The organism is Sphaerospermopsis sp. LEGE 08334 (assembly GCF_015207205.1).
Classification (GTDB): domain Bacteria; phylum Cyanobacteriota; class Cyanobacteriia; order Cyanobacteriales; family Nostocaceae; genus Sphaerospermopsis.
On record NZ_JADEXH010000007.1, the window covers coordinates 121,828 to 144,421 of the forward strand.

Annotated in this window: 14 protein-coding genes and 5 pseudogenes; 7 read left to right on the forward strand and 12 right to left on the reverse strand. The window is 38.8% G+C overall.

All coding sequences use genetic code 11. From position 1 onward, the window contains the following. Position 1: 1 nt before the first annotated feature. Both IQ237_RS26140 and IQ237_RS05935 read left to right on the forward strand, forming a co-directional pair. Positions 2 to 172, forward strand: a complete 171-nt coding sequence (locus IQ237_RS26140) for a hypothetical protein (protein WP_228019733.1) — start codon at positions 2 to 4, stop codon at positions 170 to 172. Next, positions 172 to 1,155 carry a formylglycine-generating enzyme family protein gene (locus IQ237_RS05935; protein WP_228019736.1) on the forward strand — a complete coding sequence of 328 codons (984 nt, stop codon included), beginning with the start codon at positions 172 to 174 and terminating at the stop codon, positions 1,153 to 1,155. Before IQ237_RS26140 ends, IQ237_RS05935 begins: the two co-directional genes overlap by 1 nt. Positions 1,156 to 1,341: 186 nt before the next feature. Here the strand turns inward: IQ237_RS05935 and IQ237_RS05940 are convergent. From IQ237_RS05940 to IQ237_RS05960, 5 genes and pseudogenes are all read right to left on the reverse strand, one after another. Then, positions 1,342 to 1,629 (reverse strand): annotated as a pseudogene (locus IQ237_RS05940) (Txe/YoeB family addiction module toxin); the annotation flags it as partial. Continuing rightward, on the reverse strand, positions 1,619 to 1,903 hold the full coding sequence (locus tag IQ237_RS05945) for a type II toxin-antitoxin system Phd/YefM family antitoxin (protein ID WP_194053273.1): 285 nt from the start codon (positions 1,901 to 1,903) through the stop codon (positions 1,619 to 1,621). The pseudogene IQ237_RS05940 and the gene IQ237_RS05945, both read right to left, overlap by 11 nt. A 172-nt stretch (positions 1,904 to 2,075) precedes the next feature. Continuing rightward, on the reverse strand, positions 2,076 to 3,293 hold the full coding sequence (locus IQ237_RS05950; RefSeq protein WP_194053274.1) for an ABC transporter permease: 1,218 nt from the start codon (positions 3,291 to 3,293) through the stop codon (positions 2,076 to 2,078). A 79-nt stretch (positions 3,294 to 3,372) separates the two neighbouring features. After that, positions 3,373 to 4,824, reverse strand: coding sequence for an efflux RND transporter periplasmic adaptor subunit (locus IQ237_RS05955; protein WP_194053275.1), 1,452 nt, complete (start codon positions 4,822 to 4,824; stop codon positions 3,373 to 3,375). 486 nt (positions 4,825 to 5,310) lie between these two features. After that, entirely contained in the window at positions 5,311 to 5,904 is a 594-nt protein-coding gene (locus IQ237_RS05960; RefSeq protein ID WP_194053276.1) for a TetR/AcrR family transcriptional regulator, read from the reverse strand. Between the two features lie 255 nt (positions 5,905 to 6,159). On the opposite strand from IQ237_RS05960, the gene IQ237_RS05965 reads away from it, so the two are divergent. Then, the gene (locus tag IQ237_RS05965) at positions 6,160 to 7,044 is read left to right on the forward strand and encodes a tetratricopeptide repeat protein (protein WP_194053277.1); all 885 of its coding nucleotides are present in this window, start codon (positions 6,160 to 6,162) and stop codon (positions 7,042 to 7,044) included. A gap of 222 nt (positions 7,045 to 7,266) precedes the next feature. Here IQ237_RS05965 and IQ237_RS05970 read toward each other — a convergent pair whose 3' ends face one another. Then, entirely contained in the window at positions 7,267 to 7,671 is a 405-nt protein-coding gene (locus IQ237_RS05970; protein WP_194053278.1) for a response regulator, read from the reverse strand. Between the two features lie 333 nt (positions 7,672 to 8,004). On the opposite strand from IQ237_RS05970, the gene gyrA reads away from it, so the two are divergent. Both gyrA and IQ237_RS05980 read left to right on the forward strand, forming a co-directional pair. Continuing rightward, entirely contained in the window at positions 8,005 to 10,509 is a 2,505-nt protein-coding gene (gyrA, locus tag IQ237_RS05975; RefSeq protein ID WP_194053280.1) for a DNA gyrase subunit A, read from the forward strand. Between the two features lie 195 nt (positions 10,510 to 10,704). Further along, the gene (locus tag IQ237_RS05980; RefSeq protein WP_096569061.1) at positions 10,705 to 10,884 is read left to right on the forward strand and encodes a chlorophyll a/b-binding protein; all 180 of its coding nucleotides are present in this window, start codon (positions 10,705 to 10,707) and stop codon (positions 10,882 to 10,884) included. 166 nt (positions 10,885 to 11,050) lie between these two features. Here the strand turns inward: IQ237_RS05980 and rpoD are convergent, their stop codons facing one another. The 4 genes and pseudogenes from rpoD to IQ237_RS26875 form a co-directional block, all read right to left on the reverse strand. Continuing rightward, the gene (gene rpoD / locus IQ237_RS05985; protein WP_096569065.1) at positions 11,051 to 12,220 is read right to left on the reverse strand and encodes an RNA polymerase sigma factor RpoD; all 1,170 of its coding nucleotides are present in this window, start codon (positions 12,218 to 12,220) and stop codon (positions 11,051 to 11,053) included. Positions 12,221 to 13,620: 1,400 nt separating this feature from the next. Next, positions 13,621 to 14,046: pseudogene (locus tag IQ237_RS26865) on the reverse strand (intein-containing DNA gyrase subunit B); the annotation flags it as partial. Between the two features lie 6 nt (positions 14,047 to 14,052). Continuing rightward, a pseudogene (locus IQ237_RS26870) lies at positions 14,053 to 15,702 on the reverse strand (LAGLIDADG family homing endonuclease); the annotation flags it as partial. Further along, positions 15,691 to 18,516 (reverse strand): annotated as a pseudogene (locus tag IQ237_RS26875) (ATP-binding protein); the annotation flags it as partial. The pseudogenes IQ237_RS26870 and IQ237_RS26875, both read right to left, overlap by 12 nt. A gap of 220 nt (positions 18,517 to 18,736) precedes the next feature. Here IQ237_RS26875 and miaA point away from each other — a divergent pair. Continuing rightward, a complete protein-coding gene (gene miaA / locus IQ237_RS05995; RefSeq protein ID WP_194053284.1) occupies positions 18,737 to 19,627 on the forward strand; it encodes a tRNA (adenosine(37)-N6)-dimethylallyltransferase MiaA in 891 nt (296 codons plus the stop codon). Between the two features lie 982 nt (positions 19,628 to 20,609). Here miaA and IQ237_RS06000 read toward each other — a convergent pair. Continuing rightward, the gene (locus IQ237_RS06000) at positions 20,610 to 21,011 is read right to left on the reverse strand and encodes a type II toxin-antitoxin system HigA family antitoxin (RefSeq protein ID WP_194053286.1); all 402 of its coding nucleotides are present in this window, start codon (positions 21,009 to 21,011) and stop codon (positions 20,610 to 20,612) included. Beyond that, positions 20,995 to 21,294 (reverse strand): annotated as a pseudogene (locus tag IQ237_RS06005) (type II toxin-antitoxin system HigB family toxin). Before IQ237_RS06005 ends, IQ237_RS06000 begins: the two are co-directional and overlap by 17 nt. Positions 21,295 to 21,781: 487 nt before the next feature. On the opposite strand from IQ237_RS06005, the gene IQ237_RS06015 reads away from it, so the two are divergent. Then, positions 21,782 to 22,405: a TMEM165/GDT1 family protein gene (locus IQ237_RS06015; RefSeq protein WP_194053292.1), complete on the forward strand. Its 624-nt coding sequence runs from the start codon at positions 21,782 to 21,784 to the stop codon at positions 22,403 to 22,405. Positions 22,406 to 22,594: the final 189 nt, after the last annotated feature.

Below are 22,594 nucleotides of genomic sequence, written 5' to 3' on the forward strand. Positions count from 1 at the left end.
AATGCCCCTGACAGTCTTCTTTTCGCCTCCGGTTTTGCGTTACTATCCTCTACCAAATAGCACCGATCAGAGTCAATTTCCCATGATGGAATCTACCCTTTCTGGTGCTTTAAGGGAACTATTTAAACAATACACTCTTAACCAGCGTCCTGTAAAATTTATGGCGGGATAATGGGTAACAAAAATCGTCGTGCCGAGTCAGCAATTAATCAAATATTTAGTGAATTACTTTCTATTCCGGTGCTGGTTTTAGAAACGCAAGTAGAAGAGTCATTTTTTAATATCAACATCGGTTTTTGGAACAATGATTTTGATGATGCTCGTTTTGAAACTGTAGTTAGAAAACTGCGTTGGCAAGATACCATTAGCGAAATTTATCAAAACCTCTTTCAACAATGGCAACAACAAGGAAAAACCATTGAAACAGAATTAGAAAAAGCCGAATTTAGTCGCCGCAGTGGGGAAATTTTTTTACCTTTACCCAATAATCAAACCTTACAATTAGTTTGGATTCCTGCTGGAGTATTAAAAATGGAAGGTGGATACACCGTAAATCTTTCCGAGTTTCGCATGGGTAAATATCCCGTTACTCAGGCACAATATCAAGCAGTTATGGGTACAAACCCTTCCAATTTCTCAGGTATTGGTAAGGAAAACCACCCCGTTGAGCGCGTTAATTGGCATCAGGCAACGGAATTTTGTCAAAAGCTGACTGAATACCTCAATAAACGGGGAATTAACGTCAAAATTGCCCTCCCTAGTGAAACCCAATGGGAATATGCTTGCCGTGCTGGTACAACCACAAAATTCTGGTTTGGTAATAGTGACAGTCAGTTAAAAAATCATGCCTGGAATGAGGATAATTCCAATAGTAAAACCCATTCTGTGATAGAAAAAGAGCATACCCATACTAACCCTTGGGGTTTAGTGGATATGCACGGCAATGTGTGGGAATGGTGCGCTGATTCCTGGACAACTTATGTTGCTGATTTACCTAAAGATGGTAAACCGTATATTAATACATCTCAAAGCAACAAGTTAATTCGTGGGGGTAGCTGGTTCAACTTTAGTAATAATTGCGCTTCTGGCTATCGCAACTACTATCTCGCGGGCTACGACAACCATTACTGCGGTTTTCGTGTAGTATGTGTGTAATTTGTAGGGGCAATTCCCCTGTGGTTGCCCCGTTAATATGTGGTTGCCCCGTTAATGTGTGGTTGTCCCGTTAATGTGTGGTTGCCATGAAAATATCGGGGTAGGCACGGGGGCGCTACCCCTACAAATGAACAATTTATGATTACCCACGTAGGGGCAATCCCCCTGTGGTTGCCCCTTATTTGAAAAATAAACTTTATTATCTGTAACTCGATAAACTAAACGATGTTCTAAATCAATTCTTCTTGACCAAGTATCAGCAGCAATATATTTTAAAGGTTCTGGTTTACCTAAACCTGTAAACGGTTGACCATCAAGAATATCCGCTACCAAATCTAAAATTTTATTGCCTTTTTTGGGATCGTGACTATACCACCAAGCTAAATCAGCTTTAAAATCAGGACTGAAAATAGGAATGTAACCAGATGGTTGTTTTTCTTCCTGAGCATCTGGTTTTTTTCTCTTAGGATTCAATTCCTAACTCCTGTTTTAATTCTGCTAAAGTTTGGGGAGTTTCTGTTTCTGTTTCCGACCATTCCAAAGCACGAAATAAACGTTTAGCATTTTCAGGTGATCTTAGCAAATAAACACACTCCAATAAACTAGAAAGTTCATCTTCAGCAATTAACGCCACATTTTTATTATTCTGACGTTTAATCACCATTATTTCCCGTTGATCACATACCTGATCTAAGATATTTGCTAAATTCAACTTTGCTTGAGAATAAGTAGTTTCTCTGCTTAACATGATTTTTCTCAAACTTGTACAATTTTATTATAATATATAATATCTCCATTTGTTGTGAAGATAAATTATATAGATATTAGGATGGAAATTTGCTCCTAAATCATAGCCATTTAATATCACATCCTGTAAATCCTTAAATCCTGGACATCCTGATTCTGACATTTTAAATTACTTACGCACTCCTCAACGCCACAATAGGATCAAGTTGTGCAGCACGACGCGCCGGCACAACACCAAAAAATAAACCAATTCCCCCAGAAATACCCACCGCCATACTAATAGAAACCAGAGAAATACTTGCTTCTAAAGGACTAATAGCAGCCACTAACATTATACCCCCAACTCCCACAGCAGTACCCACTAAACCACCAATTACAGAAACAATAACTGCCTCAATCATAAACTGAAGTAAAATATCTTGTTGGGTAGCACCTATCGCTTTTCTTAAACCAATTTCTTGGGTACGTTCAGTCACAGAAACCAACATAATATTCATAATTCCAATACCACCAACAAATAAAGAAATAGCCGCAATTCCTGTTAACATAATTGTCAAAGCACCGGAAATTTGACCAACTGTTTCTAAAGCATCTTTTTGGGTACGAATAGTAAAGTCATTTTCCCCCACTAATTTATGTCTTTGTCGCAGTAAATTAGTAATTTGAAATTCTGCTGCATCTACACTATCAGCATCTTTCGCAGAAGCAACAATATAAGTTACTTCTAAACCATAAGGTGATGTTTTACCCACTAAACGATTTGCGGCTGTAATAATAGGAACTAATGCTGATTCATCATAATCTACGCCCAAATTTGATCCTTTATCTGTTAACACTCCAATTACTTGAAAGCTGGCGTTTTTGATTCTAATTTGTTGACTAATAGGGTTAGAATCACCAAAAAGTTTTTCTTTTAATTTCGCACCTAAAACCACAACTTGGTTACTGCGCTTCATATCTATGTCGGTGAAAAATCTACCCGTCGCTACTTCAAAATCACGAACTTTTAAAAAACTAGGAGTTGTACCAATAATATTCACATTGGTATTTCTGTTTTTATAAGTAACAACCTGTCTGCTATTTAATTCTGCTGTAGTTTCTGCTATACTGGGAACTTGAGTATCAATTGCATTCGCATCTTCTAAAACTAAGGTTCTGACAACATCTCTAGAAACTCGCTGAACTTCTTCATTACCAGGAATCACAAATAAAACATTAGGACCCAAGGAATTTAATTGATTGTCAACAAATTTTTGTCCACCTTCACCAATACCAATCATTGCAATTACTGAGCTATTACCAATAATAATCCCCAGCATTGTTAAAACAGTTCTTAATTTATTTGATAACAGGGTTTTACCTGCCATTTGGACACTTTCTAAAAAATTCATAGGAAATTTGATTTTGGATTTTAGATTTTGTATTGGTAATTGGTAATTGGTAATTGGTAAAAACTCTTAACTGTCACCTTTATTTTTTAATCTTGTAATCTTTAGGAGGATTAACAAATATCAAGTCTCCCGTTTTTACTCCTTCTAAAACCTGAGTTTCGTTTTTAATTTGTGTACCAATCGTAATTTCTCGAAACTGGGGTTTATTATTTTCATCTGGTACTAATACCCCTGTTTTGCCATTTTCCGTGAGAATAGCAACGGTGGGAATAGTTAAAGCGTCATTAATGCGATCGCCCAAAAATGTCACATCCACATTTAAACCAGAACGCAATTTATCCACACCACTATCAATATTTATCCGCACCTGAAACGATGTTACACCTTGTTCTACAACTGCTTCAGGAGCAATTAAACGCACACGCCCTTTAAACACTTGATCTGGATAAGCATCAGCAGCAATTTCTACTTCTTGTCCTTGTTTAATTCTCCCAATATCAGTTTCAGGAACATTCGCCAAAATTTCTAAACCTCTAGCTAAAGCAATAATTGAAGTGGAAGTAGCAGAAGCATTACTAGAAGCAGAAATAGCAGGACTAACATAACCTCCTAATGTGGCATATCTTTGAGTCACAATTCCCGTAAAAGGAGCGCGGATAATTGTATCTTCTAATTGTACTTGTTGCTGTCTTAATTGAGCATTGGCAGCAGCTACAACTGCTCTCAAACGAGTAATTTCTTCAGGACGACTACCATTTTCTAACTTTCGCAATGCTTCCCGTTCTTGGGTAACTACTGCTTCTTGTCTTTTGATATCTTCATCACGGTTTCCAGCTTTTTGCAAAGATAATCGTCTTTGTGCTTCTTCTAAACTGGCTTTTGCTTTTCTATCTTCAGTAATGTACTGGTCTAAAGTATCCTGAGAAACAGCACCTTCTTTAGCTAAAGCTTGGTAACGCTTAACTCTGGATTGAGTTAATTCAACTTGCGCTTTAGCTGCATCTACCGCAGCCCTAGCTTGATCAATTTCCTGATTACGATTACCAGCACGAATTACAGCTAACTGAGCTTGTGCCTGTGCTAACCTCGCTTTTGCTTGGGCAATTTCTTCAGGACGACTCCCTGCTTCGCTTTCTGCTAATTGTGCCTTGGCCTGTTCTAAGTTAGCTTGATACTGAAGTATCCGCATTTTGATTTCAGAATTATCCATGCGGGCTATAATCTGTCCTTTTTCGACTTTTTCCCCCTGTTCAACGTTTAATTCTGTCAATAATCCCGGACTTTTCGGGCTAATATTCACGCTTTGTACTGGTTGCACCTTCCCACTCGCTGTAATTCTCACGGTGACGCTTTTTTCTGTCACTGGAACTGTGAGTTTACTAATGTCTTGTTTTCGGTTTTCTGGGTTCGCTATTTTGATCGCTGTGGTTGCACCAATTATTAAAATACCAGATGCCATTATTCCCGTTAACCAGCGCAATGGGTATTTTATTTTTTTGCCTATCAGCGGAATTTCTATGTGAGTAGTCATGATATTTTAGAGTTTAGATTTTGGATTTTGGATTTTGGATTCATCAAAGGATAAATATAAATTATAAATTAAATATTCAATGTTTTACTGCTCATGTTATTTGCTAAGTTATTTTTTCTTAAAACAGAAATTTTTAACTGAAAATTCTCAACTAAAATTTCATCAAAGCTATTTAAATTTTAATGCTTTTTTCCTGATTTTCCAATCAATAATTTAAATGTGATTCATATAAATTATCAACTTCAATAAATCCAGATAAATTTATTGATATGATTGGTTTTATTGATTGATTTGGATTTATCTTACCTATTAATTTTATAGTCAGCCATCACCTGATCGGGTGACTTGACCTAACCTGCGAATAAAACCAGCAAATAAAACCTATGAACTCTTCGTCAGTCAACTGACTTGACAAATAAAATGCAAGTAATCACTTATTAATTGCCCAAAAAAATATCTTGGGAAAATATCTTGGGCGTGAAGTGATTAATTTTCAATGGGTGAAATTCCTTGCCAAATAATCTCAACTAAGTTCTGGACAAACTTTTGCTCATCTGCGGGTACATCTCCTTTGGGGTGCATCTGCTCTAAAAACACAAAGTTCATCAGTGAACCTAACAATATCATAGCAATAGTTTGGGGATCACAGGGGCGGATTCTGCCATTTTCTATTTCCTTCTCTAAAAATTTGGTAAATGTTTTCAAATCTCGGCTAGGTCTAGAATCTGCTCGATTGAACATTTCTGGCAATAAATTACCACGCGATCGCAACATCATCAATCGTGGCATCACTTGACGATTGAATTCTAAAATCTCTAGACTCAAATCGCTCAGATTTTGTTTCAGATTTCCTTTTCCTACCACAGCATCAAGTTTTTTTCCCCAAGGTGATTTCTCAGGTATCCCCATTGATGCCAAAAAAAGTTCTTCTTTGGTAGAGAAACGTTTGAAAATAGACGCTTCTGAAATCCCTGCCTTTTGAGCAATTTCTAAAGTAGAAGCCCCAAAACCTTGCTCCAGAAAGATTTCACGGGCTGCATCTAAAATTTGCTGATTGGTGATTTTTGCTATCCGTCCCATAAATAAGTATGTAATTACTTATTAAAATACCTGATTTCAAAATATATGTCAACAGGGCATTGGGCGATTAAATTTTGGATTTTGGATTTTGGATTTTGGATTGTTTGGATTATCTCCAATCTAAAATCTAAAATTTTCTTCACCAATCACCAATCACCAATCACCAATCTTCTGTAAAATTTACCTGTCGTCTACGGTGGAAATCGTCTAAGCTAACGGTAAAGATGAATTGATTTGTGGCTAAGAGGCGGTAGTGTGCCAAAACACCTTAATTTTATTTCTTTTCTAATTGTCTGTGGTTTATGGAATCTGCCCCAAGCAGTTCACGCACAGGCACTAATACCTCATACAGTAGAGATTGATACAGCTAAGTTAGAGAAGCAGGGTTTGAGCTTGGCTCAAGAAGCTGCTCAATTAGCTCAATTTCAGCAAATTGATATGGCTTTACCCAGAGCCAGGCTGGCGACTCAATTGGCTCCTAAAAATGATAAAGTATGGTTCCTGTTAGGTGGATTACATTTGCAGACAAAAGAGTTTGATGCAGCGATCGCCGCTTTGAAAAAAGCACAAACTCTCAATCCCAAAAATGCGGATGTTCTTTTTGCTATAGGTTCAGCTAATTTTCAGAAAGAAAATTATCAAGCTTCAGCCAACTATTATCAAGCTGGGTTGAAGTTAAAACCCAATGATCCAGAAGGCTTATTTGATCTGGGAAATGCTTATTATATGTTAGGTCGTTTACCAGAAGCGATCGCCAAACTTAATGAATCTGTATCCCAAGATAAAAAATTCTGGCCAGCAGTTAACAACATTGGCTTAATTAAATACGAACAAGGGGATGTTGAAGGCGCAATAAAGAAATGGCAAGAGGCAATTGCTATTGACAAAAAAGCAGCAGAACCTTTATTAGCACTAGCAGTAGCACTGTATACTCAAGGCGATAGCCAACAAGGTTTAGCAATAGGGCAAGAAGCACTCCGCCTAGACCTACGCTATGCAGAATTAGATTTTCTTAAACAAAACCTTTGGGGTACACGCCTGTTACTAGATGCTAAAAAATTCTTGGATTTACCCCAAATGCAATCAGCCCTATATCCACAGGAAGATGTAATCATACCCGATCCAGCAACTCCACGGTAGAGACCTTTTCCCCAAAAAGTCCCAAAAATCTCCCGCTACACCCCTGGGGTTAGCGGAGAGAGGATCAAGAATACTTGCCTAAATTGCCTCATTTATAGTACATATATTCTAAAGAGACAGAGAAGTAGTCCAAAATAGAGAATTAGCCCAAAATACAAAATATTTCCCCATATTTATGGGTGAAAGTTATGGATGAACCCTGTTAATATCAGTGATCAATACTCAAGACTCCTCTTTGGGTAGAAGTGCCATGATTTGCTCAACAAATTGCTCATGGTCAACAACTGGTTTTGAGATGTAGCCATCAGCACCACTTTGTTCAAGAAAGTTCTCGCGATCGCCTTCCATAGCGTGTGCAGTCACTAAAATTACAGGTAACTTTGCTGTTTGCGGGTCAGATTTTAAAATTTGTGTAATTTGGATACCATCAACAGACTTACCTTGATAAATACTACGTGACAGAGAAACATCCATTAAAATCAAATCAGTTTCACCAGCATGGGCAATTTTCATTACTTCTTCCACATCTTCCGTGTGTTTTACCCCCAAGCCACCACGTTTGGTCAAAATCTTGGAAAAAACACGAGCATTAATCAAATCATCTTCGACAATTAAAACTGTTTTCATGAGAATTTAAATTAGGGTGGATATGGGAGGATGACAAGCAATATTGGATTTCTGCTTTGGGATTTTCGATGGGGAAGTGTTGATGGTTAAGTTGTTTCCATAATTTGAAACAGTATAACCGCTACCAATTTGGTATAAGACTTATGTAGCAAATAATATTTGCCACCCGTTTAATAATCAATGTGTATCCCCAACATCAAGGATAATACTACGGTTTTTTATCCTCTGAGAATCAAGATTGTGTGAGGAATGCTATTTCATTGGTGATGCTGTGGTTGTTACAGTGGTAAGTTACAGCGATTTTTGTATAGTTAGAATTCAGGGAAAAAACTCATGGCACAACAGTTAAACCTTCTCTCCACGGGACAGGTAATTCCAACACCCCTGCACACCGAGATGCAACGGTCTTATCTAGAATATGCCATGAGTGTGATAGTCGGGCGGGCATTACCGGACGTGCGTGATGGCTTAAAGCCTGTGCATCGGCGGATTTTGTACGCCATGCACGAACTCGGTTTAACACCAGATAGACCTTATCGCAAATGCGCTCGCGTAGTTGGTGACGTATTAGGTAAGTACCATCCCCACGGAGATCAAGCTGTTTACGATGCCCTAGTCAGGTTAGTACAGGATTTTTCTAGCCGTTACCCCTTATTAGCCGGACATGGTAACTTTGGCAGTGTGGATAATGACCCACCAGCGGCGATGCGTTATACAGAGACGCGCCTTGCACCAGTAAGTCACGAGGGAATGCTGGCGGAAATTGGCGAAGAAACTGTAGAATTTATCGGAAATTTCGATAATTCCCAACAAGAACCCACAGTATTACCTGCTCAGTTACCATTTCTCTTGCTTAATGGCTGTGCTGGTATTGCTGTGGGGATGGCTACAAATATTCCACCCCATAATTTAGGGGAAATAGTCGATGGTTTAATAGCTTTAATTGATAATCCAGATTTAAAAGATGAGAAGTTATTTGAGTTAATTCCTGGTCCCGATTTTCCTACAGGTGGGGAAATTGTTGGTAACTCAGGCATTCGAGAAGCATACACTACAGGTAAAGGTGGGATCGTTCTCCGGGGTGTAGCTACCCTAGAAGAAGTTATGCCAACTAGGGGAAGTAAGCGCCGGACGGCAATTATAGTTACAGAATTACCGTATCAAGTGAATAAAGCCGGCTGGATTGAAAAAGTCGCTGATTTGGTCAATCAAGGTCGTTTACACGGCATTTCTGATTTGCGAGATGAGAGCGATCGTGAGGGAATGCGAGTAGTTATTGAACTCAAACGCGATACCAACCCCCAGGATGTTCTTCAGCATCTGTATCACCAAACAGCCCTACAAACTACTTTTGGGGCGATTCTTTTAGCTTTGGTGGATGGACAACCCCGTCAGTTAAGCTTGCGGCAAATGTTACAGGAGTTTCTCAATTTCCGAGAACATACTCTTAATCGTCGCTACAGTTATGAGTTAGGTAAAGCTGAAAATCGTTTAAATATCGTCACTGGTTTATTAACAGCTTTATCTAACTTAGATGAAGTAATCGCTATTTTACGGCACGCTGCCGATGGTAGTACAGCCAAAATGACTCTTTGTAGTCAGTTAGATTTAAGTGAAGTACAAGCGGATGCCATTTTAGCCATGCCATTACGCCGTCTCACCAGTTTAGAACAACAAAACTTACAGCAGGAATTTAATGACCTCAACGAGCAAATTACCTCATTGCGGAGATTACTGGAAGACCGACGGGAATTACTGAAGTCTTTAAAAAAGGATTTGCGAACTCTAAAACGCAAATATGTCGATAAAAGACGCACTAAAATTTCCGCCATCAGCGATATCCCAGTTAAACAAGAACATGGAAAATTAGAAACAGACGATCCAAAATCCAAAATCCAAAATCTAAAATCGGAACAGCCCCCAGAAGCAGCTATTTTAGAATTTACCCAGCGCGGTTATGTACGTCGTCTTTCTCCTAATGGGAAGAAGCCAAAAACTGAAAACAGTTTGCATGAAAATGACTTCATTATTCAAACAGAGGTAACTGATACCAATCAAGATTTGCTCATTCTTAATACTGGGGGCAAAGTTTACCCTGTGAAGGTGGGAGATATTCCCGCCACAACTGGACGTTCTCCACGGGGAACACCTTTAATTACCATGCTTACCAGTACGGCTCAAGCCAATGTAGAAGGTATTGTTAGCCGCTTTGTGCTGCCAGAAGATCCTGAAATTAATCAAATTGTACTGCTGACAAAACAAGGGCGCATTAAGCGTCTGGCTTTGGAGGAATTTGCTAATCTTAGTCGGCGCGGAATTACGATTTTAAAACTCAAAGATGATGATGAATTGTCTTTTACTGAGTTTACCACCACAGGTCAACATCTGATTTTAGCCAGTTCTGGCGGCCGCTTGTTGCGATTTGCCGTTAATGATGAACAGTTACCTCTTATGGGACGTGCGGCAATGGGTTTACAAGCTTTTCGCTTGGTAAAAAATCAGCAAATGGTCGGCTGTGCGAATGTTGGTAAAGATGATCAGTTATTGCTGGTTACTCAAGAAGGATACGCCAAGCGAATACCCGCCAGCAATTTAAAAGCAGCTAATCGTGGTGATTTAGGTTTACAAATCCTCAAGTTTCATAACAAAACTGATCATTTGGCGGGAATGGTACGTGCTATCTCTGGGAAAGAGGTGGTAATAGTTACTAACAAGGAGCGAGTGGTCAGAATACCTGTGGACTCTGTGCCGATGCTAGATAGAGATGCTAAGGGTGAAAGTGTTTTACAAGTCAACCGAGATGAGGTAATTATCAGCGTTTTTGAGGTGCGATCATAAATTTAGAAGTTTAGCTTGGAAGTTCAGGGTGACAACATTCTTGTCACCTGTTGGCTAATCAATTTATAAGATTTGTTAAATTATGTTCACAAATCTCTACACAAACATAAATCAATATTGCATTTCTGAAAAAAATTGTTATATTAGTTTACATAAGGCAATAAAGCTTAGTAAATATAGTTTGGAGTGCGAACCATGACTAATGCAACAAAAACTATTACTTCTGTACCTGAAGATCGCAATGCTTGGCGTTGGGGCTTTACTCCCCAAGCTGAAATTTGGAATGGTCGCTTGGCAATGATTGGCTTTTTAGCAGCCACTTTAATTGAGTTATTCTCTGGCCAAGGCTTCCTGCACTTCTGGGGTATTCTGTAAATTTTGAAGTGCAAAATTTTTTGTAACCTAAAAAACCTGGTAGTTAATTACAACCACCAGGTTTTTCAGTTTTTAGGAGTCAGAAGAATTTTAGATTTTAGATTTTAGATTGGAGTTGAGAAAAACAATCCAAAATCCAAAATCCAAAATTGAATCTCCTGTCCCCTTACCGAATATATTCCTTGAGGACGCTGTTACGATTGGGGTGACGTAACTTACGGAGTGCTTTGGCCTCTATTTGGCGGATGCGTTCGCGGGTAACGTTGAAAATCTGTCCGATTTCTTCCAAGGTTTTCATGCGACCATCATCTAAGCCGTAGCGTAATCTCAACACATCTCTTTCACGGGGGCTGAGACTATCGAGGACTTTTTCTAGGTCTTCACGGAGTAAGTTCTTAGAAACTTGATCTTCTGGTGTTTCGCCATCAGATTCAATAAAATCGCCTAACCGGGAATCTTCTTCTTTACCAATGGGTGTTTCTAAAGAAATTGGCAACTGGGCTGACTTAGCAATAAACCGCAGTTTCTCAATAGTCATTTCCATGCGAGTCGCAATTTCTTCTTCCGTAGGTTTGCGACCCATTTCTTGAGATAATAGCTTGGTAGTTTTCTTGATCCGTGATATAGTTTCGTAGAGGTGAACTGGTAGACGGATAGTACGAGATTGATCAGCGATCGCTCTTGTAATTGCTTGTCTAATCCACCATGTAGCGTAGGTAGAAAACTTATAACCTTTCTCATGGTCAAATTTTTCTGCTGCCCGAATCAAACCCAGGCTACCTTCTTGAATTAAGTCTTGGAAGGATAAGCCACGATTCATATATTTTTTAGCAATGGAAACCACAAGCCGCAGGTTCGATTGCACCATTTTATCTTTCGCCCGACGGCCTACGTGCAGACGATAACGGAAAGTTGGTAATGGCAGTTGTACCGCTTCTGCCCATTCCTTAAATTCGGGTTCTCGTTCTAACTGTTCGTACAGATGATCCCGTACTCTTTCTAATTCCAGTAAATCAGCGATTTTCCTCGCCAGTTCAATTTCTTCGTCTGCGCGTAACAAACGAATCCGACCGATTTCTTGCAGGTAAAGGCGAATCGAGTCTTCGGTAAAGTGTTTTTTCTTGCTTTGTGTCCGACGACGCGATTTAGCGGCTTTTCCAGACTTTGCGTCGTCCTCATCAGTCTGAGGCTCTAAAAAATCATCAATATCGCCGTCATCAACTAGCAGTAAGTCCTCTTCATCCTCGATTAATAAGAGTTCTTCTTCGATATCAGGCGTATTTATTTCTAGGTCAGGCCGATAATCAATATCGAGTACGTTGTTAGCCTGGTTCATGCCGCGTTCCTCATGCTCCTTGCAGAATCAATTACTCAAAATGTGGTTACTGCTCTTGTGATCGAGCTTTTTTTCACCGAAATATAGGCTTTTGGCTAATTTGCCTATGATCTTTCCCATTTCCTCTCAATGGAGGCGCACTTGTTTACTTTAATGGCAAAAAATCACTTTTATGTGAGTTGCTCTGAAAAAGTAAAACTAATCGCTGTTGCCGTTATACACAACTTCTGATTCACTGGTCTAAAACCAGATGCACCTTAATCAAGAAATTAACCACTTCAGACATAATGGATATGACTGCGGGCAGATTTACCTGTTAAGACTGTTCTGATTGTAGCCTGTTTCACAGAAATTGTAATCTTTTTGTGTGTTAATAACGAACTCATTTACCAAGATGAAGCCACTTTTATCAAAAAGACATTAAAAACGGTAGTCACACCATTAAATCTTGTTGGAAACTTTTTGAATTTGCAGTGGCATTCTCATTAGATTAAAAGGTAGGCGCACTTGCTATGGGGATATTTTCAACCCCAAGTCAAACAATAGTTTTCTGAGTTTCCTGACAACAGCACATTGGAGGTTCACTCAAGTTAGCAGTTATTGATGCACCCCCATGTTTACCATTCCTTCATAAATTACTTATTTGAGATAGCAAAACTAGGCTAACCGCTGAGTATATAGGGAAATAGCGTAACAGTGGTGGTGCTTGTTTCCAGACACCAAGCCTTGTATATGCTATGTTCATAACCTGAACTAAGGAGTTAAGGTTTTGGGAGAATCAGCCGATTGACAGATGAATTTAAAGTTATCTCTTTTCGGCCTTATTAACACATTAGCGCAATGTGAAGATTTCAACCTTATGCAGCTTGACAAACTGTTCCTATTGTATACAAAGATATTTTAATCAGTCGAGAAATAATTTGTCATTGGATATGCTAAACAATTTACCTACTTATGAAAAAAGTGCATCGGATACATAATACAAATCGCCAGCTTTCAGCTATCAGTAAGTGGCGACGCTATGCTACCTTCGGAGCTTTCGCTGTCTTCGATACGCTAACAGCAAATCTATATTTTTTACCATAGCGGTATATGACAATATTGGCAAATATATTGTTAGTAGTTTTCTTGGAAAAAGGTATATATTAGCACCTTAATATTTTAAATGACTGCTATTTTTATTTGCCAAGCAGGGTATTTTTACTTGTTTTATAAGTATTTTATAAGTATACTACATTTATTTTCCAAAACTTGCTTCATTATGAAAGCAAACAATATCTCCAAAATTTTGATTTAGTTGCTGTTAAATACTAGTATTTTAACACAGCTATTAGTGATTAATCTTACCCTACATCCATTGGATGTAGGGCGAGTTCTATAACTAGATTCAAGATCACAAATTAGATATCTAGATCTATGAGGTTTAGTTTAGAACCATAGGTTTCAATAAACTCCCGTCTGGGTGCAACGCGATCGCCCATTAAAATGGTAAATATCCGATCTGCTTCTGCTGCGTCTTCTATTTCCACTTGTTTTAGAGTCCGGGTTTCTGGGTTCATGGTTGTTGTCCACAGTTGTTCGGGCATCATTTCCCCCAAACCTTTAAATCGCTGGATGGTATAGTTAGCATTGGCAGGTAAAGTGGCGATATGCTGTTGTAATTCGCGATCGCTATAACAATATTGGTAGTTTTTACCCCTTTCTACTTTATACAGTGGTGGACAAGCAATGTAAATGAAACCTTGTTCAATGAGCGATCGCTGATAACGATAGAAGAATGTTAACAACAAGGTGCGGATGTGTGCACCATCTACGTCAGCATCAGTATTGTGAGCGCATAAACCACCAGTACCACAGACGAAGTTTTCATCATCTTCTACGGAGAAATCATAAACATAGTCGCCAACCGGCTCTATCTCCTCCGCTAAAATTACCCGTAAACCCATTAAATCATCACTGATATAGACGAAATCTTGAGCTTTGCGAGTAGGACTAGCTAACAATGCTTCTAGTTTATGGGCATTACCATGACGCTGCCAAATTTGCCGACATCTTGATATTTGCTCTTTGCCGCAAATTCTAATGCTGTAATAAGGATGGCGAGTTTGAATCGGTGCATCAGATTTAGTTGCTGGCTGATGTTGACTGTTAGCAGCAATTATACCCATTTGCCCCAACAGATAAAGTAATCCTTCTTTGAGTTCTACAGAGTTGGTGGTAAAGGATAAATGTAAACCTGCTGTAGTTCCATCACCCAAGAAATAACCTTCCACAAAAGCCATCTGTAAATCTTCAGGAAGACTGAAAACCAAATCAGGTAATTTCTTCTGATGTGCTGGTTTTGCTAAACCATAAGCCTGAATTAATCTGGCTGCTGCTACACTGTGGAAATAGAGTTTAAGACCATCACTATCAGGGTCAGGATATACCCTGGGTGTTTCCCCAAATACTGATTCGATGGCTGCTGTGAGTTCAGGAATGAATCTTTCGTCTTTTTTCCCTAAATTCAAACTTACTTGATGTTGACTCAAAGTTCCTTCAGCTACATACCAACCTAAGAACCACATTAATTCAGTAGTAATAGGTAGATAACGTCCAAAGGCTTTGTGACTGTGTGCTTGGGGAACAAGCTGTATATCTTCACCTAAAGCGGCAATTTCTAAAGATGTAAACTCATCTAAGGGTTTATAGTCACTAACTTCCCGCCATTTAGCATTTTTACTACTGTCGTCTTGGTTAAGTAATGCGTCTATTTTGGAAGGGAGTTGTTCATAAACAATGCTGTCATTCCAACCAATAGCTTCCAGGTAGTTGAGGAATTGAGATAAAATTGGGCGATTAATTCCCCGTTCCCAGTGACTAATAGTAATTGGTTGTTTAACTCCGCAAGCGGTAGCAACCTTTTTCTGGCTAACTTTTGCTTGCTGACGAGCGGTGATCAGTTGTTGCCATGCTGTTGAATCTAGCACAACTCTGGGTTCATCCCATAAATCTGGGCGTTCAACTTTGGCTAACACTCGCTGACTGGCAACTTTACGGACATCCTCACCTTGAACATAAAGTGATTTGGTTAATTCTGCTTGGTGGAAAGTTGCTAGTAAGTCAATGCGGGTGGGACTATTGGTAGGACGGGGAAGACGACGACTAGCTACTAAGATATCCCCTGGTTTAACTTCGTTACCTTTTTTGAGAATTACTTGCCCATTTTCCCAAACAAACACGCTATGGGAGGATGTGACTTTCACTGAACGGTTGTAACGGGTAGTTAACCTGTACATCGGTTCTTCATGACCGTGACGAATGACAGCTTTGAGGGGACGGAAGCGGGTAGCGTGGGTTTTTTGGTCAAAACAGACAACTTGGTATTCTTTAACATTGCGTCTTCCTTCTGCACAGTCGTCAATAAACCGCCCAATTTGCACAAATTCAGTTTCACCTGAATTGTTCATGACTAATGTGGGTTCATCACCGGCGACGCTCATAATTACTACACGATGATACCGTAATTGTGAGGCATCAAATTCTTCACCCTTAACGCCTAAACCTAGTGCTGTAATTAAAGATTGAACTTCGTTGTTTTTGTAGATTTTTGCGTCGTCGGTTTTTTCAATGTTGAGAATTTTACCACGTAGGGGCAGGATAGCTTGAGTTCGGCGATCGCGTCCTTGTTTGGCGCTATTATGCACAAAAATTCCCGCCCCTAAAGCAAAGTTATGAGTATTGGGAACTTCCAGATCATAGACATCATAGCGTTCTTCTAGTTTTTCCACACTCACCACACGGTGATTATAGTTTCTTATTGCTTCTTTAGCTACAGATGGCCGACCTTGATAATAACGTTCACAAAACGTATCCCAGCGTAGCAAAGATTTATCTTTCTTAAATCTGCGATAGGTTTCATAGCTGTCTACATCTATATCACCAGTTTGCAGTTCTAATTGTTTCAAAACGCCAATAGTCTTATCAAAATATGTTTCGTGTAAAGTCCTTTTGCATTTTTCCCGAAACTCATAGGTCCATTGTTCCTTAGTTTGCTGACTGCGCCAAGCCCGTAATTCTTCGTCCTCCCATTGTTTTTTAGCTAACTCAGATAATACTTGACGCGCTTGAGGATTATTAGCAAAATATTCCTTCACTCGTTGAGATTGTGCCAATCTGTTAGCTTCATTCCCCCAATATTCTTGTTGTGCTTGATTTAACAACTCATTATTTTCCCTGCGGTAGTCTTCATTAGTTTCATAAAACTCCCGCCATTTAGCCGTCATAAATTCCTTATAAGCTTCATCTTCCCATTGAGCCTTAGCTTGTGCGGAAAGAATTTGACGAGTTTTCTCGTCACGCATTCTTTCGCTCATAAAAGCGCGAAACTCAGGACTTTGATGAATTTGACGACTCTTTTCAATCACATCAGGACGATGGAGAGTTTTTTCGATATGTTGACGATGCAGTTCTAAATGTGCATCAGGAGTCATCCGTTTAATATTAGTGGGGTCATTATTGCGTTTATTGAAATCAACATGATGACGATGACTACCATCAGAATAAGGATAAACCCCATGCTCAAGATTATAAAAATCTGCTAACAGGTGAGTGTAAATCCATTTATCATTTAAAGGATTCCAAACCATTTCATACCCGTTAAGACCTTGACCGCGTTCATTCTTTTGGTATATTTTGCGATACAAAGGCATTAAGGAATCTTCAGGAGTAAGTAAAGCTGCTGCTTTGTAATTACCATCACGTAACATAAACCGATGGTCAGGAGTACAGATTAAAACTTCTCCATTGTCTAATGTGACTTTAACTACTTCAGCATTAGCCTTAGTCATGCGGACATTGATGATTCTTTCTACCCCAATATTGCCGCTATCCCTGACTGTGTAACAGTAATGCTCTTTTCCCTCCTCCTGCTCTGCAATCAATTCTTTGAATGTAATATTACGTCCATCCGTAAGTGAAATTACTGTGTCGCAATGCCAACAACCGCCCGCTGAATCGCCTTCCACGATGAATATCTCTGATTCAGCGGGGTCACGAGAGCTACAATCTGCTAATTTACCGGGTAAAGGGGATGATTCCAGTACAGATTTTCTTCTAACTAACTCTCGTGCGTGACGTGCTGCTTCTGCGGCTTTAAAAGCTTGAATAGCCTTATCTAGAATAGAATCAGCGACACCAGGGTGAAATTCTAGGTATTCAGTCAGGACTTCTCCTACGAAAGAATCAACAATACCCCGGACTTCCGTATTACCAAGTTTAGTTTTAGTTTGTCCTTCAAACTCAGGATCAGGGACTTTGACGGAAATAACAGCAGTTAAACCTTCGCGGACGTGTTCACCACTGAGATTAGATTCATTTTCTTTAATTTTATTCCGCTTGCGGGCGATCGCATTTAAAGTTCTAGTCAGAACCGTTTTTAACCCTTCTAAATGAGTACCGCCATCAATAGTACGGATATTATTAGCAAAACCTAAGACATTATCAGTATAGGCATCTGTACACCATTGCAGAGCGACTTCCACCTGTACATTATTTCGTTCCCCTTGTACATAAATAATTTCTTCGTGTAAAGGTTGTTTTTCCCGGTTCATGTAGGCGACATATTCTTTTATACCGCCATTATATTGATATGTTTCTACCTTGGGAGTATCGCTTTTGAGAACTTCTAAACGATGATCCGTAAAAGTAATTTTTACACCTGCGTTGAGATAGGCTAACTCCCGCAGACGACCTGCTAAAGTGATGTAATCAAATTCAGTACCAGTAGTAAAAATTTGCTCATCTGGTTTAAAAGTAACAGAAGTACCAGTTCTGGGTTCTTTATGTGGTTTTTCTTGCAGATCAGTAACAGGTATACCCCTTTCATAGCGTTGGTTGTGTACCTTTTGATCACGCCAAACAGTCACTTCTACAAACTCAGAGAGGGCGTTAACAACAGAAATACCCACACCGTGTAAACCACCAGATACTTTGTAGCCGCCACCACCAAACTTACCACCAGCATGGAGAACAGTTAACACCGTTTCCAAAGCTGACTTGCCGGTTTTCGGGTGAATATCCGTAGGAATACCCCGACCATCATCTGTAACTGTAACAGAACCATCAGCATTGATATCCACTTCAACATGGGTACAGTGACCAGCCAAAGCTTCATCAACAGAGTTGTCCACTACCTCGTAAACTAAATGATGTAGTCCTCGCGGACCTGTAGTACCGATGTACATCCCTGGTCGTTTACGGACGGCTTCCAGACCTTCCAGAACTTGAATCTGATCGGCACTGTAACTGCTCGTCATGAAAATTCTCCTGATAAAAAGGGGTTTAATTCGCCAAAAGGCTAAAAAAGTAAAATCACCCCAAAATTATAACACAAAAGCCTTAATGCCGTCTCTAGAGCAATTTAATAGCAAATTTATATAGGGGGTGGAATAGGCTGATGATTGGGGACTGGGGACTGGTGACTGGGGAAGATGAATAGCCTAATGACTAATAACTAATAAAAATAATTAATAACTAATGACTAAATTAATTGTGATTTGTGGTGCGACAGCGACGGGAAAATCTGGATTAGCGTTAAGTTTAGCAGAAAGATTAGGTTCTGTCATTCTGAGTGCTGATTCCCGTCAAGTATACCGCGAGTTTGACATTGGTACTGCTAAACCAACGCGGGAAGAACAGAAATTAATGCCCCATTATTTGATTGATATCTGTGAACCGACTGAAACAATGACAGTAGCAGATTATCAGGAACAAACACAACAGTTAATAGATAATTTGGGAGTTTCCCCATTATTGTTGGTAGGTGGGACAGGTTTATATATACGTGCTATTGTGCAGGGAATGAAAATTCCCAGAGTTTCACCACAACCAGAATTGCGATCGCAACTAGAATCATTAGGTCAACATCAACTTTACCAGATGTTAAAGCAAGTTGATCCTATAGCAGTGCAAAAAATTCATGCTAATGATTTAGTGCGGACATTAAGAGCATTAGAAGTATATTATGTCACGGGTTGTCCCATGTCTGAACAACAAGGAGAAAACCCCCCAAATTATCCGATTTTACAAATTTATTTAGATTGTGAACCAGAAATTTTAGATGTAAGGATTCGCAAACGTACTGAACAAATGATAGCAGATGGTTTAGTAGCTGAAGTTGAATATTTATGTCATAAATATGGTTTTGATTTGCCATTATTGAATACATTGGGATATCAAGAAATCAAACAATATTTAGCAAGGGAAATTAATTTAGAGGAAGCTACAGATTTAATAGCTTTGCATACGCGACAATTTGCCAAACGTCAACGCACTTGGTTTAGACAATCTCCGAATCTTGAATATTTTAATATTGCGGATTCAGATTTATTAGACAAGGTTTGGGGAAGAATAAAGGAGTTTGTCTGAATCAGGATATCCAGGATTTTAGGATTTACAGGATATGATTTTTTGGAAGATTCAGAATTTACAAAATACCAGAATTTTCATGATATATGATATTGTGATTGTCTGAATCAGGATATCCAGGATTTTAGGATTTACAGGATGTGATTTTTTGGAAGATTCAGGATTTACAAAATACCAGAATTTTCATGATATATGATATTGTGATTGTCTGAATCAGGATATCCAGGATTTTAGGATTTACAAAATACCAGATTTTCATGATATATGATATTGTGATTGTCTGAATCAGGATATCCAGGATTTTAGGATTTACAGGATGTGATTTTTCGGAAGATTCAGGATTTACAAAATACCAGAATTTTCATGATATATGATATATGATATTGTGATTGTCTGAATCAGGATATCCAGGATTTTAGGATTTACAGGATGTGATTTTTCGGAAGATTCAGGATTGACAAAATACCAGAATTTTCATGATATATGATATTGTGATTGTCTGAATCAGGATATCCAGGATTTTAGGATTTACAGGATATGATTTTTCGGAAGATTCAGGATTTACAAAATACCAGAATTTTCATGATATATGATATTGTGATTGTCTGAATCAGGATATCCAGGATTTAAGGATTTACAGGATATGATTTTTTGGAAGATTCAGAATTTAGAAAATACCAGAATTTTCATGATATATGATATTGTGATTGTCTGAATCAGGATATCCAGGATTTTAGGATTTACAGGATGTGATTTTTCGGAAGATTCAGGATTTACAAAATACCAGAATTTTCGGTAGTTGATGATTATACTATTATATTTGGCAAATCTTGGTATTTTTGTAAATTCATTATTCACAATCATGAAAACCATCAAAACTGTTAGTTTTTTAACATCAGTTAAAAAATCTCTCAATAAAAATCCTGAAAATCCTTAAATCCTGGACATCCTGATTCTGACAAAAATCCTAAACAACCGAAGTTCAAATAAACAAACTAGGAGAAACCTTAAAATATTCTCCCAAAGCTTTAGCTTGTGCTTTACTAATGGAACGTTTACCATTAACCATTTCAGAAACCACACCACTACTAGAACCAAGAATACGAACTAAGTCAGCTTGACGAAGGCCACTAGATTCCATGATATGTTGTAATATTTCATGAGGAGTAGACTTATCCATTGGATAATTTTCTTCCTCATAATCTTCAATTAGTTTCACAAGCAATTTATCTAATTTTCGCTCCTCTGGAGTTAGATTTTTTTTAAAAGTTAGAAATTCAGCAACTTTTAAAAGACGTTCATACTCTTCCTCTGTTTCAATTACTTGAGGAGCGACTTCAGCTAGTAATTGACTATAGGTTTTATCGTCAAAAGTAAGGGTCATTTTTCCATTTATTTTTACTGTATTCGACGTGAGTTAGTAAGTATTTTTAGTACACTGTTTGATCTTCATAATCCATTGCTACAATAAGACGGTAATTATTACCTTTGATATTGAAAACAGTAAAATTACCAACCGCTTCAGCATCACGGTAAACTTTACGCACATCCTCTAAATTTTGCCATTCGGATTTCTTAACAGTTGTATTCCAATCTTCAATTTGTTTTTTGATATCGGGGTATTTCGCTGCATCATTGCGGAGGGTGCGAATTGAAATTAAGTGCATATATTTTAGGTTTGGTTTTTGGGTTATTTATTGACATAAAACTTACCTTTGTTTCTTTTGATTATTTAATTCTCTCAAAATGAGAGTAACCTGTCAAGAGTAAATCACAACTCACGAAAAATTTCTCTTAAACTCTCTTCCCTTCGCGCTCTTCGTGTCTTCGTGGTTAAATCTCCAAAAACTCCAAAAAAAACCGAAAACCCTCCTCCCTCTGCACCTCTGCGGTTCATTCCTTCAAAACCCTTGACACCCAACCACAACCAACGTATAATACACATCAAATCGAAGGGGAGTAGCTGCTGGCAAAAAGCCAGTGCATCTGAATCAACATACTGGCGATGAGCCTGGTTCAGACGGCAAATAACAAAGTATTTGAAAGCGAGACCTTCACTGAGTTCACACAAAAACAGTGTGTGAGCTTCAGTGAGGTCATAAAAACTCTCATTAGAAGCTCCACACAGGTAAAAAATCCTACAGGAGCAAGAAAGTGTTAACAGCCTTCACCGCAGGTTTATTATTAATTACCATATCCGAACTAGGTGATAAAACCTTTTTTATCGCTGTCATTCTTTCTATGCAACACTCCAGAAAAATAGTGTTTGCAGGGGTGACAGCAGCCTTAGCAGCAATGACAGTATTATCTGTAATATTTGGGCAAATACTGTCAGCTTTAACACAGGGTTCAGAAATCTATGTTCATTATGCCAAAATAGTGTTATTTATAGCCTTTGGGCTAAAACTGCTCTACGATGCTAGTAAAATGACCGCTAAAGCTGAAGAAGAAGTCATAGAAGAAGCCAAAGAAGCAGTAGAAAAGGCAGATTTAGATAGTAAGCAGAAAACTCCCTGGTCAATTTTACTGAAATCTTTTATATTAACATTTATAGCAGAATGGGGCGATCGCACACAAATAGCCACCATAGCCTTAGCAGCGAGTAACAACGCCATAGGTGTCACAGCAGGAGCAATATTAGGACACGCAATTTGTGCAGCGATCGCCGTCATTGGTGGTAAATTAATTGCAGGTAAAATTTCCGAAAAACAAATAACCCTCCTGGGAGGCATTTTATTTATTATCTTCGGTATCGTCGCCGCCGTAGAAGGAAGTTGAGGTGACAGGTGACAGGTGACAGGTGACAGTAAATAGCCAGGGGTGCAGGGTGCAGCTCACAGGGGTAGGTATTTTACATTGTCGTGAGGGCAAGACTTGGGGGACAAGGAAGGACAGTGGACAAGGGAGGAAACCCGTGCAAATAATGTACAATTGGTCACAAAAACCGACGCTCAACAGACCATTTTT